The organism is Methylorubrum suomiense, assembly GCF_022179765.1.
GTDB lineage: Bacteria > Pseudomonadota > Alphaproteobacteria > Rhizobiales > Beijerinckiaceae > Methylobacterium > Methylobacterium suomiense.
In genome coordinates, this window is sequence record NZ_BPRE01000018.1 from 1 (window position 1) to 13,064 (window position 13,064).

7 protein-coding genes and 1 pseudogene are annotated in these 13,064 nt (G+C 64.7%); 3 read left to right on the forward strand and 5 right to left on the reverse strand.

Features of this window, described 5'->3' with window-relative positions:
• A partial coding sequence (locus MFF26_RS22330) for a M10 family metallopeptidase C-terminal domain-containing protein (RefSeq protein ID WP_283207420.1) occupies positions 1–376 on the forward strand: 376 nt, incomplete at its 5' end.
• Positions 377–650: 274 nt separating this feature from the next.
• Positions 651–1,856: pseudogene (locus MFF26_RS22335) on the forward strand (IS3 family transposase).
• Positions 1,857–2,057: 201 nt separating this feature from the next.
• Here the strand turns inward: MFF26_RS22335 and MFF26_RS22340 are convergent.
• The 4 genes from MFF26_RS22340 to MFF26_RS22355 all read right to left on the reverse strand — a co-directional run bounded on the left by MFF26_RS22340 (position 2,058) and on the right by MFF26_RS22355 (position 7,066).
• Positions 2,058–3,074, reverse strand: a complete 1,017-nt coding sequence (locus tag MFF26_RS22340; RefSeq protein ID WP_238308574.1) for an AAA family ATPase — start codon at positions 3,072–3,074, stop codon at positions 2,058–2,060.
• Positions 3,071–3,712, reverse strand: coding sequence for a hypothetical protein (locus MFF26_RS22345; RefSeq protein WP_238308575.1), 642 nt, complete (start codon positions 3,710–3,712; stop codon positions 3,071–3,073). Before MFF26_RS22345 ends, MFF26_RS22340 begins: the two co-directional genes overlap by 4 nt.
• Before the next feature lie 122 nt (positions 3,713–3,834).
• The gene (locus MFF26_RS22350; protein ID WP_238308576.1) at positions 3,835–4,725 is read right to left on the reverse strand and encodes a hypothetical protein; all 891 of its coding nucleotides are present in this window, start codon (positions 4,723–4,725) and stop codon (positions 3,835–3,837) included.
• Between the two features lie 862 nt (positions 4,726–5,587).
• Positions 5,588–7,066 carry a methyl-accepting chemotaxis protein gene (locus tag MFF26_RS22355; protein ID WP_238308577.1) on the reverse strand — a complete coding sequence of 493 codons (1,479 nt, stop codon included), beginning with the start codon at positions 7,064–7,066 and terminating at the stop codon, positions 5,588–5,590.
• A gap of 593 nt (positions 7,067–7,659) precedes the next feature.
• Between MFF26_RS22355 and MFF26_RS22360 the strand changes: the two genes are divergently transcribed.
• Entirely contained in the window at positions 7,660–7,791 is a 132-nt protein-coding gene (locus tag MFF26_RS22360; protein WP_373324520.1) for a CsbD family protein, read from the forward strand.
• 70 nt (positions 7,792–7,861) lie between these two features.
• Here MFF26_RS22360 and MFF26_RS22365 read toward each other — a convergent pair whose 3' ends face one another.
• Positions 7,862–12,982: an FG-GAP-like repeat-containing protein gene (locus MFF26_RS22365; RefSeq protein ID WP_238308578.1), complete on the reverse strand. Its 5,121-nt coding sequence runs from the start codon at positions 12,980–12,982 to the stop codon at positions 7,862–7,864.
• Between the last annotated feature and the right edge of the window lie 82 nt (positions 12,983–13,064).

Consider the following 13,064-nt stretch of genomic DNA (forward strand, 5'->3'; position numbering starts at 1 on the left):
CGGCGCCAACATCCTTAACGGCGGCGGCGGCGCCGACACGATGATCGGCGGGGCCGGCTCAGACACCTTTGTGTTCTCGACGGCGCTGGGCGCGGGCAACGTCGATCGCATCACCGACTTTTCGGCTGCCGACGACACGATCCACCTCAGCAAGGGCGTGTTCACCGCGCTTTCGGGTGGAACGCTCGCGGCGAGTGTGTTCAAGGACCTAAGCGTCAGCGGCGCGACCGTCGATGCCGACGACCGAATCCTCTACAACAAGACCACGGGTACGCTGTCCTACGATGCCGACGGCAGCGGATCGGGGGCGGCGGTACAGTTTACCATTGTCGACACGAAGGTGACGCTGACCTACGTCGACTTTCTCGTAGCGTGAGCCTCTCATTAGTCTAGGCGGTGATCACCATCGCCTCGGCTGACCAGATAACGGTTCTTAAGGGTATACCCTGGAGGAACAGCGTAGCTGAAACGATGATAGCTGCCCCGGCTACGCTGTCGCTCACGCGACGAAAAAGTTGGCATTTGGCACGACGGCCAGGGGCCCCCTCTACACGAAACTGCAATCTCAGCTGGCACGCTCGACCTGATCCGCCCCCACTGAAGTGGTCCGCCCTGAGGTATGGCCTGCGGGCCAGGACGAGGACGCACAGATGGGAACGAAGCGGCACAGGCCGGAGGATGTGGTCGCCAAGCTGCGGCAGGCAGACGTGCTGATCGCGCAGGGCCAGAGCGGGGCCGACGTGATCCGATCTCTCGGTGTGACCGAGGTGACCTACTACCGTTGGCGCAAGGAGTTCGGCGGCCTGAAGACGGATCAGGTCCGGCTGATGAAGGGTCTGGAGGTCGAGAACCAGCGGCTGCGCAAGGCGATTGCCGACCTGACGCTCGACAAGCCGATCCTGCAGGAGGCGGCTCGGGGAAACTTTTGAGCTCTGCGCGCCGACGTGCCTGTGTCGAGCACATCGTGGAGAGGATGAAGGTATCCGAGCGCCGGGCCTGCCGGGCGCTCGGCCAACATCCCTCATCCTGAGCCTGTCGAAGGATCGACACAGCGCAAGGTGCCGCGGGGCAGAGACGACGAGGCCACGTTAACCGGCGATCTCGTCGCGTTGGCTGAGAAGTACAGCCGCTACGGCTATCGGAAAATCAGCGCGTTGCTGAAGGCGGCCGGCTGGTTGGTCAACGACAAGCGCGTGGAGCGGATCTGGCGGCAGGAAGGCCTGAAAGTCCCTGCCAGGCAGCCCAAGCGCAGCCGCATCTGGGACGGAGACGGTTCCTGCCTGCAACTGCGAGCGGAGCACCGGGATCACGTCTGGTCCTACGACTTCGTCGATGCGCGCATCCATGACGGGCACAAGTTCCAGATGCTCAAAGTCGTTGATGAGTTCAGCCGCGAGTGCCTGGCGATCCGGGTCGCGCGCAAACTCAAGGCGGCGGACGTGATCGACGTGTTGTCCGACCTGTTCATCCTGCGCGGCGTGCCTGGCCACATCCGCTCGGACAATGGTCCAGAGCTCATCGCCAAGTCGGTACAGACCTGGATCGCCGGTGTCGGTGCGAAGACCGCCTACATCGCACCCAGCTCACCATGGGAGAACGGCTACGTTGAGAGCTTCAACGCACGGCTATGAGACGAGCTGTTGGACGGTGAGATCTTCTACACACTCAAGGAGGCGCAGATCGTGATCGAGAGTTGGCGACGACACGACAACAGTGTGCGCCCGCATTCCTCGCTCGGCTACCGACCACCGGCCCCAGAGGTGTTCGTGCCTGCTTTGTCAGCTTGGCCGGCTGCGCTCAACCGACCGGCTCAGCCGGCCAAGCTAACCGTGGCGCAGAGGCCGACACTGCACTAACTTTGAACTTGGACCACCGCATGGGGGCCGATCAGATCAAAACGCCGTCCGGATCGAAATGGAGCGGGCGCGGCCGCCCATCGGGGCCGATGACCATGATCGTAGGGGTGCCCGCAGGGACATGCTGGTTCACGGCGACGACTTTTCTCTGAGGCGGTCAGCCGGGCTATCCCCGGCACAGGGTACGCAACGGAGGGGGGATCAGCGCCGCGTCGGCAGGCGCTTGAAGCTGCTTTGACGCTCGACCTTCGGGGCCGGCGTGGTGCGCGCGAGGTCACGTGCAAAATGTGGGAACAGCGCCAGCGCCTCGCGCAGGTGATCGACCTTGACCGTGCGGCTGCCCGCGGCATCTGCGAGCGCGCGAGCGGTGGGTAGCACCTTGCCGATGCCATCCGCGTGGCGGACTTCCGCCAGCGCGCGGCACAGCCGGAATGCCTCCGGGCCCTCGACGTCGTACTGGCCGGCGATCAGGTCCGCGTCGGCGTCGAGGATGCAGTCGATCTCCTCCCGGACCGGCAGGCGCCGGGCGATCTGCTGGATGGCGGCCTTCTGCGAATTGACGAGCTTGAGCGCTTCGTCGTTGCCGAGGAACAGCATCTGAACGCGGGCCTGCTCGCTGATCGCCAGCAGGTCGCGCGCCGCGCGCAGGCTGAGGTTCTGCGCCTCGTCGAACAGCAGGATAGGCGGGAAGGGACCGGCATCGCTGCACAGACGCTTAAGCGTCGCGGCTACGCCGTAGACCGTGGGGACACCCAGGTGTGGAGCCACCTCCTCCAGCAGCGCCATGGTCGAGTTACCCATGACGCCGGTGACGGTCACGAGGCCGACGGGAGGCCCTTCCATCGTCCCGGAGCGGCGCACGGCCTCCTCCAGCGCGCGCGTCTTGCCGACGCCGGGCGCCCCGACCACAAGCCCGTTGTGGCCGAACCGCTGACACCGGTCGATCGCAGCGAACACGACGCTTGCTGCCGAGGTCATGACGAACGGGGTGTCCCGGCTGGCCTGCATTTGGCAGCGGGCCTCGAGCGCCGCCTTCCTGGCGGCTTCGGTCTCTCGCTTGGCGGCAAGTTCGGCGCGCCTCTGCACGACCCGCTCCTGATAAGCCTGTTCGGCGCGCTCCTCCTCCAGGCGCTCCAACTCGCGCTCGTGAATGCTGCGCTGCATGTAGAGGGGGAGGTGGGCGTATCTGGGATCGAGCGTAGGGGTGAGATCCTTCACAGCAAACCTCTAGTACGTTTGGCGCGATCCAGGGCGGCCCTGAGCTTGGCCTCCTTGGCCTCGCGCTCACGGTCGCGCCGCGCGGTCGGGTTTTCCACGATGCGGCGGCCTATCTCGGCGCGATCCCCGCCCAGCTCGATCGTGCCCTTGCTCCCCGGCATCGGCGGCGCGGGCTGACGACGGCCGGAGGCGATCATCTCCGCCTTTACGTCGATGGAGTTGAGGTCGGCCGCCTCGGCCCGGATCGCATCCCGGGCCACGCCCTTGCGGCGGGCGGCCTCCTCGGCTCCGGCTGGATCGAGGCGGGAATAGACCCGGTCGGGGAGGGCGATGCCGATAAGCGCGCCCTTCGCCGTCAGCACCGGCACCGCCTGCCAGCAATGATACTTCGGCAGGTGGACGCTGACGCGCTCGCCGGTGTGGCGGGCCAGCTCGTCGCAGTGGAACAGCTCACCGCCGACGCTGATCTTGCCGTCTACTACCTTCCGGCTGGCCTCGGTCGAGAACGCCGTCATCAGCGCCAGCTGATCCACGTCTGTGCGCTGCCATCCGGCCTCGACGGCCACGGCGTAAGCCTGTTCGGGTGAGCGGCTGGCAAGGTCGCCCATCTGCCGCTTGGTGTTGTAGAAGGTGAGCAACCCGCGGAAGTCGTTGGCGAAGTCCTCGAACGTGCCATCGAATGGGGAGGGCGCTTGGCCGAAATTGGCCGAGCGGGCGTTCATCCGGTCACCGCCGATGTAGCCCTTGAGGGGCGAGAGGATCAGCTGTTCGATCGTGCGGAACGCGCCCTCCAGGATGCCTTGGCGGCGGCATTGTAGGGGGTGGCGCGGATCAGCGGCTTGCCGCGGTCGAAGGCCTCACAGTCGAGGCCCGCGAGCTTAAGGGCGTCGGGTAGGAACTCGGCGAAGCGGTACTCGGACCCGTTGTCGAGGTAGAGCATCGCCGGCATGCCCCAATGCGGGTCCTGCGTCAGGGCGATGAAGCTGTCGATCAGGTCCGCGTTGCGGATCGCCGTGCCGGGCTCGCACAGCACGAGGTCGATCCGTACTCGGCGGGTGGCGGCGTCGAGCCAAGCAATGCCCTTCGGGGTCGCGAGCGAGCCGTCCGAGCGCGCCACATAGACGTCGAAGTGATGCACGTCGCCGAACACGAGCTGCATCGGCGCGAGCCCGGAAGAGGTGAGGCGGGTGCGGGTGCGCTTGTCGTCCCACGCCTTGCGGTCGGTGCGGTACTCGTGGACGCGGCGGGCACTCCGGCCAGCTTCGACGACGGCCTTGGGTAGCTCACAGGCCGGCATGATCGTGGCGAAGTCGCCGCCGATCCCGGCCTTCAACGTCAGTTCGGCAAGGTGCTCCCCGGCTAGGCGCTGGACGACGCTGTAGGCCGCGCCGCCGCCCCACAGGTCGCGGATGCGCTGGCGGACCCGGCGGGCGATCGCCTCGCGGGCGTCGTCGTCCAAGGCGGTGGTGGCCGCGTCCCACCGGCGGGTGAGGATCGGCAGGCTTTCCGCCCTCACCTCGCGACGCTTACGCATCAGGCCGCGGATGCCGTTGATTGTGGCCTTGCTGACCTTGCGCTCAATGTCCCGCATGCTCGGGGTGAACGGCCGTCCGTTCGGCCCCATCGTCTCGACGCCGGCCAGCGCCTTCATCGCGGCGACGCGTTCGCGCGATCCCTTGGGGCAGGCGAGGGGGGTGCGAAGAAAATAGGTCCACCACTCGGCGCGTCGCTTGTCCCCTATTTCTCCACGTGCCGGTGGTTGAATTCGGGACACTGCCCAATAGCGGGTAGGAGGGGTTACGGCCTCCCGCCGGTACCCTAGAAACTTTCCGGCCAGACTCTCAGCGCCCGGTTGAGATCGCGTCGCCCAATTTCTATTCATTTGAGTGTCGGTGGACGAAATCGGGGCACTGCCCAAAAGCGGGTAAGAGGGGTCACGTCCTCTCGCCGACACACCATTGTGACGAAACACCTTTACTCTCGAGCGGCCCCACAGGCCCCATTAGGCTGCATCTGTCTCGATTTCGCCGCGCACTCCTAGAAATTCAGAGATAGTAATTCACCTTCGCGGGACAGCTCTGCAGGCTTTGAACCGTGGTCGAAGCACACGTAGCAGATCAGCTCATGAATTTTGCAAAAAACGGCTTTTCACACAACAGTTCTAGCCACGTTTTTTCTTCACGCAAACGGTGCCGTCTCCGATGCTGGGGGAGGAGGCTTGCACCCATGTGCGGAAACTGGTCGTTTTCCGCACATCCCTTTTAGATGGAGAGCGCCCGAGTTGAGTAGGAAACGGGCTTTGGCGCTGCTGCTGAAACAAGGCGTTCGAGCCGGTAGAGATCGGTCCAGTTTGAATGCGCTCGTAGCCAACCAAGCGCGGGCTGGCATCGACCGTCCACGTGGCACGAACGGCGCTGACGCCACTTCCGATCGAGGAACGTGGGGCGTGGTATGCTCCTGATTCCACGCAGGAGCGTCTATAGCGGCCAGCGCAGGAATCCACCCGCCAGCCCTCAAGCGATGGCACGCGCCGCGTCCCGCACCTGTCGCGTGGCCATGTCGACCCGCCCGCTGGCTGCCGCAATCCTATCTATCCCGGCAGCGATCCCCGCTGCACCTTGCGAGGCAGTCTGCATGCTTCCCGACATCTCACGGGTCACAGCGGACTGCTCCTCGACCGCCACCGCGATCGCCGTCGACACCTCGTCCAGCGCCCGGATCGTGCCCTGGATCGAGCCGATCGCCTCGACCGCTTCCTGCGTTGCAGTCTGCGTGGCGCCGATCTGTCCGCGGATCTGATCCGTCGCCCGGGCCGTCTGTTCGGCCAGTGCCTTCACCTCCGCCGCCACGACCGCGAAGCCCTTGCCCGTTGCTCCGGCCCGCGCCGCTTCGATCGTCGCATTCAGCGCCAGCAGGTTCGTCTGGCTCGCGATGTTCTGAATCATCGCCACCACCTCCCCGATCTGGGCGGCCTGTCCGCTCAGACCGGCGACGATGCTCCCGGTGCGCTGCGCCTGCTCCACCGCCTCGCCGGCCATCCGAGCGGCGTTGCTTACCTGCTGGCTGATCTCGCCCACCGAGGCCGACAATTCCTCGGCCCCGGCCGCCACAGCATGGATGTCGCCGGACACTCGGCCAACCATGGTGGCCGCGTCGGCCGTCTGCCGCGTCACATTCTCGACCTCCTGCCCGATCGCATCAAGATCGATGCCAATCGCCCGCTGTGCCTTGGCGCGCCGTCGCCGCTCCAGCACCTGTGCGGTCACGTCGGTGGCGAACTTCACCACCTTGACCACGCGCCCGTCCTCGTCAGTGATCGGATTATAGGTTCCCTGGATGAACACCGCGCGCCCACCCTTGGCGAGGCGGTGAAACTCGGCCGTCTGGAACTCGCCGCGGGCGAGCGCTTCCCAAAAGCCGCGGTAGCCGGCACTCGCTCGCTCGGCCTCGTCCACGAACATGCTGTGATGCCGACCCCGCAACTCGTCGAGGCCATAGCCCATCACGGCGAGGAAGTTGGTATTGGCGTCGAGGATGCTTCCGTTGGGATCGAAGGAGATGACGGCCTGCGAACGGTGGAGCGCCGCGATCTGGCCGGCGAGGTCGAGATCGAGCGCCTTCTGCACGGTGACATCGATGGCGACCTTGACGATCCTGACCACGCGCCCGTTCCGGTCGCGCACCGGATTGTAGCTCCCCTGGATCCATACCACGCGCCCGCCCTTGGCGATCCTCTTGAATTCGGCGGCCTGGTAGGTGCCGCTGCGCAGGGCATCCCAGAAGGCGCGATACTCCAGACTGGCGCGGTAAGCCGGCTCTACGAACACGCTGTGGTGCTGCCCCTGTACCTCCTTCAGCGTGTATCCCAGAAGGGTCAGGAAATTGCCGTTGGCATTCAGGATCGTGCCGTCAGGGCGAAACGCGATGACGGCTTGAGAGTCGCTGATCGACCCAAAATTTGCAGCTGCACCAGATGACACAAAATCGAGCATCTTCGGTTCCTGTGCGAGGATCTACAGGTTCATGTCACTTAAATACACATCGTTAAATAACATTAAACGGCCCTATCAATTGATAGTTGGGCGGTGGCTCGTACGGTCCACATCGAAGCGAATGACCGTTTCCATTTGCAAAATACACCCATTGGGGGTCAGGGTTGTATGGGCGGGATTTAGGCTTGATTCTCCAATAAATCAGCTCCGACCACTCTCGCCGATGCGATTTGGATGTACCCCCCGGCGCACCATCGGCCTTGGTCTGTGTTGGATATCGGCCAGGACCATGCAAAGCGAACCATTCACAGGGAACTGGTCTTGTGGGAGGGCCTTAAAGCGGACATCGTAAGGGTCCGCATAGGGTCGAAAGCAGCGGTTCAAGCCGGCGCGTCGAGAGTTGGCTTCTAGCGCAAAACGGTCGCGTGCCTCCGAATTTGATTTCCTTACAGCGGTTCTGCACGCATCTAAGTGGCTGGAGAACGGTCGTTTTCTGTATACAGGCTAATTTCACGATCTGGTGCGCTTCGCGACCCGGCGGAACGGATGTTGCCCGGTGCAGTCGCACATCGACCGCTGCATGGAGAGCCGCCATGAGCAGCAGAACGGACAAGATCAAGGGTCTGGACAATGAGGCCGCTGGCAACATCGAGCAGGGTATCGGTAAGACAACCTGCAATGAGAATCTGCAGGCCGAGGGTCAGGCGCTTAATTACAGTAAGTGACGGGTTGACCCGCTGCGGATCGATCAGCTCCTCGGCGCCTGCTAACTTACTTGCAGGCGCCGGAAGAGCGTCAGGCGAAGTGGAAGTCGCTGGCCGACAGTGACTTTAGTGCCACGTTCTGCAGGGTGAGACTATCGTCGATGCCCGCCGTGATCACGACGTCGGCGCCTACTTGCATGGCCTTACTCCGGACCTCGGCGAAGTTGGCAAACACCGCATCGTCGAATTGGATCTCATCGGCGCGTGCCCGGAAGTCGCTGACCACGTCGTGGCCGAAGCCCTTGTTGAACACGAACGTGTCCGAGCCCAACCCGCCGGTGAGTATGTCATCGCCCGCCCCGCCGATTAGCACGTCCTTGCTATTGCCGCCCCGCAGGACGTCGTCGCCATTGCCACCGGCCAGGATCATCGCGTCGTTGATCCCGAACACCTTGCCCAGAACCGTCTTGCTCGTGGTGAAGCTCAACGTATCGTTGCCCTCGCCGCCCTGGACGTAATTCTGCAGGCCCGTGGCCACGACTGTGGCGGTCAATTGGCTCTTGGCCGTGCCGCCGTGTCCGTCGCTCACCGTGTAAGTGAAGCTGTCCTGCGGCACGAGCCCAGGATCGAGCAACTGCTTGATCGTGCCTTTGATAGTCGAGGCGTAGCTGTAGCTGCCGTCCGTGCCGATGCTCAGAGTGCCGTATTCGCCTTGGATCACCCCTGCCTTGCCCGACGTGAGCGAGACGCTCTTGCCCTCGAACTCGACCGCTGTAACCGCCAGCTTGAACGAGGAATCGATGGCGGTGTCGTTTGCCAGAACCCCGCGGGCGGCCTCGACCGTCGTCTTGCCAAGCAAGCCGACGCCAACGAGATCGGCCTGGACGGTGGGCGGGTTGGCGATGCCGGTCAGATCGACGGACAGCGTTTGCTGGCTCTGGTTGCCGGCGAGATCGGCCACGGCGTAGGTGAACACGTCGCTGGCCTTCTGGCCTGCATCGAGCCGATCATAGCCGCGGCCGAGCGTGTAGCTGTAGCTGCCGTCGGCGTTGAGCGAGAGGCTACCCTGCTGGCCCAGCAGCACCAGCGGTGTGCCGGCGGAGATGGCCTGGAGGCCGGCAGTGGTCGCGATCCCGGCTTTGGCACCGACGAGCGTCAGGCCGGCGCTCGGCGTGAGGTTGTCGCTGTCATTGCCCAGAACGCTGCTCGCACCCTTGATCACGGCACCTGCGACTTGGCCAGCCTTGGCCCCGACTGTCAGCGCGTCGGCCACCGCCGTGGGGCCTTGCGTGTCGACGACGAGGATGCCGGCCGGGTTGATCCCGCCCGAGGGCAGCGCGGTGGGCTCCTGACTGCCGACGTCGAGGATGGTCCCACCGTTGAGGCTGAGGCCGGTCACAGTAAGGTCGGCCGCATTCTGGCCGGCCAGGACCGTGTGCGTGAAGACCAGCGTGTTCGTGCCCGACCCGGAGAGGTAGACGGCCGTGCCCCCGCTGTTGAGCGTAAGGCCGGGCGTGCCGGTGATTGTCACAGGTTCGCTCAGGCTGACGAGCAGCTCGACACTCTCGCCGGCCTTGAGCGTGCTGTCGTTGGTACCGTAGGCGATGCCGGTGACGACCGGGATCAGATCGACGGCTGCGGAGACGGTTTTGGCATCGGAGGCGAGGCTACCGTCGCCGACGCTGACGGTGAAGCCGGCCGTGCCCGCCCGGGTACCGTCCTGGCGGAAGCCGACGGCGCCACTCGCAAGCTGTGCCTGGGTGAAGCTGGTGACGACAGCATCGTTCACCACTACGTCGCCGTGGCTGGTGCCGGTCACGGCGTAGACTAGGCTCGCGTCGGGACTGTCGATGTCGGTCGCGGTCAGGTCCGCGCCCGTCAACATCACGGTCCCGCCCTGCAGGACCGCGATGGCGCCATCTCCGGACAGCGTGGGTGCGTCGTTGACCGGCGTCACGACGAGTTCGAACGTGTCGGAGGTCGAGAGCGAACCGTCCGAGGCCGTGATGCGGACGGTCAGGCTGCCACTCCAATCCTGCGGCGGCGTGCCCGAGAGCGTACCGGTCTTGGCGTCGAACGCGACCCAGTCCGGCAGGGGCGAACCGTCGGGGAACGTGGCTACCAACGACAGCGCGTCGCCATCGAGATCCGTGAACGTGCCGGCTGGCACGGTGAAGCGGAAGTGCGTGTCCTCCGGGCTTCTGAAATCCTCGAGCGGGATCGCCACGACCGGCGCATCGTTTCCGGGCGTGACCGTGACGGCGATGCCGGGCGCAACCCCGGTGTAGGTGCGCAGTGTACCGTCGTGCGCACCGACGACGAGGTCGAGCCGTCCGTCGCCGTCGAGGTCGACGAAAGTCGGGACGCTATAGGAGCCGACGTCGATGCCGGCGAAGGGGTTGGCCGCATCCGTGGCCTGCGTGTAACGGCCGTCTGTGTCGCGCAGGTAGGTGCGCAACGTACCGTCGTACGCCCCGACGACGAGGTCGAGCTGCCCGTCGCCATCGAGGTCGACGAAAGCCGGGGCGCTATAGTTTCCGACGTTAATGCCGGCAAAGGGGTCGGCCGCGCCGGAGGCACGCGTGAAGCGGCCGTCTGAATCGCGCAGGAAGGTGTGGAGCCTGCCGCCCTCTGCCCCAACGATGAGGTCGAGCCGCCCGTCGCCGTTCACATCGGCAAAGGCCGGAGCGCTTTCCGTAGGAGTTCTGATGTTGGCGAAGGGATTGGCCGTATCGGAGACTTTGGTGAAGGTGCCTTTCTCGCTCCCCAAGAAGGCGCGCAGGAAGCCGTCGAACTCCCCGAGCACGAGGTCGAGCCGCCCGTCGCCGTCTATGTCGGTAAAGGTTGGCCTGCTGAGCCTCCCGGCGTTGATGTTCGGAAAGGGGTCGTCAGCTGCACCAAGGGCTTGGGTGAAGGCGCCGCCTTCGTCGCTCAGATAGGTGCGCAGGTTCGAACTGTAGAAGCCTCCGAGAATGAGGTCGAGCCGTCCGTCACCGTTAATGTCGGCGAACGTTGGAAGGCTGTGATTACCGACGCCGATATGGCCGAAGGGGTTGTTTGCGTCGGATGTCGGGCTAAAATTAGATATGGCCCGCGCTCCGGCGGCGTCGACGACCTCGATGCTGAGTGTGCGGGTCTGGGTCGGCGTGTCGGAGACGTTGGCGTAGGTCAGGTGCTCAATTACTGCCTCGACCGCCGCCGCCGTCGCCGTACTGTTGAACGCGACAGAGAGGGCGCTGCCCAGGCCGCCGGCGACAGTGCCGATCACGGTGCCCTGATAGAGCACGTTCGTGCCCGACAGGCCGATGACGTCGTCTATGGCTAGTCCGACGCGGTCCTCGGCGAGCAGACCGGAGACGGTCAGCTTGCCGCCAGCGAAGTCGGCATCCGCGAAGCTGACGTCGACGTCGAGCCGCTGCGGCGCAGCGTTGACCGTGTTCTCAGCAAACGTAGCCGTTGCGTTCAGCCCGCGCAGCACTCGTGCGTCGTTCTCGGGCGTGATGGTGACGACGATGTCGGATTGCACGTGCCCATTGGCTGCGTCGACGATGTCGAGGGTAAGCGTACGCGTCGAGGTTGGCGTGTCCGAGATGTTAGAGTAGGTCAGGCGCTCGATCAGCGCCTCGACCGCGAGTGCGGTGGCTGCGGAGTTGAAAGAAACGGTGAGGGGCCTGCCTTGGCCGCCATCGAGCTTGGCGATTTCAGTGCCGTTGTAGAGAATGGTGCTGCCCGAGAGCCTGATGGAACTGCCCGTGGCGATGCCGATACTGTCCTCGGCAAGCAGGCCGCTGACGGTCAGGGTGCCACCGCCGAAATTCACGTCGATGAAGCTGATATCGGTGTCGAGCCGCTGCGGCGCGGCGTTGACCGTGTTCTCGACGAAGGCCACAGCGGGGGTGAGCCCGGTAAGCATAGGTGCCTCGTTCTCGGGCGTTACCGTTACGCCGATGTCGAGCCCAGCTGCGGTGTAGCTCCGCAGCGTGCCGTCATACGCCCCGACAACGAGATCGAGGCGGCCGTCGCCGTTAAGGTCGATTGGAGCGGCCGGAGCACTGTATATACCGACGTCGATGACGGCGAAGGGGTCGGCGGCGCCGGTGGCTCGGGTGAACGTGCCGTCCGCGTTGCCAAGGTAGGTCTGTAGGGTGCCAAAAGTGCTACCGACGATGATGTCGAGGCGACCGTCACCATTCACGTCGGATAGGACAGGTGCCATATTGGGACCTGTGCCGAGGGAGGGATTAGCAACGCCGGTGGCTCGGGTGAACGTGCCGTCCGCGTTGCCAAGGTAGGTCTGCATCGCACCCAGAGACTCCCCGACGACGAGGTCGAGGCGGCCGTCGCCGTTCAGGTCGCCTAGAGCCGGCGCACTAGCAGCGCCGACATCGATGAAGGCGAAGGGGTCGGCGGCGCCGGTGGCCTGCGTGAACGTGCCGTCCGCATTGCGCAGGTAACTGCGCAGCATGCCGTCGAAGCCCCCAACGACAAGGTCGAGGCGGCCGTCGCCATTCAGGTCGGCAAACGCTGGGCTACTGATAGAGCCCACGTCGATGCCAGCGAAGGGGTCGGCAGCGCCGATGGCCTGCGTGAACGTGCCGTCCACATTGCGCAGGTAACTGCGCAGCATGCCGTCTTGGTCCCCAACGACAAGGTCGAGGTGGCCGTCGCCGTTCAGGTCGGCAAACGCCGGTTTGCTTTTAAGGCCAACGTCAATGCCGGCGAACGGGCTGGGCGCGTCGTATATCGTGTTGACGCCGTCGGACGTCATGTTGAAGCCGTCGGATGATCTGATGAAGCCGGCGAGCGCGCGCCCGCCTAAGGCATCGACCACGTCGAGGGTGAGTGTGCGGGTGGGCGTCGGCGCGTCAGAGTGGTTGGCGTAGGTCAGGTGCTCGATCACCGCCTCGACCGCCGGGGTGGTGGCTGCGGCGTTGAAGAGCACGGTGAGGGTGTTACCTTGACCGCCGGTGAGTTGGCCAATGACGGTACCGTTGTAGCGTATAGCGGTGCCCGACAGGCTGATGACGTCATCCGTGGCAATGCCGACGCGGTCCTCGGCAAGTAGACCGGAGACGGTCAGCGTGCCGCCGCCGAAGTCCACGTCGATCAAGCTGACATCGGTGTCGAGGCGCTGGGGCGTGGCGTTGACCGTATTCTCGGCGAACGTCACGTCACGGCTCAAGCCGATCAGACGCGGGGTGTCGTTGGCCATGTCGCGTTTATCCCCCTCAGCATCCGTCGGATCTGCCTATCGCCTGCCGCCCGTGTAACCAGGATTTGAGCAGACGCGCGTT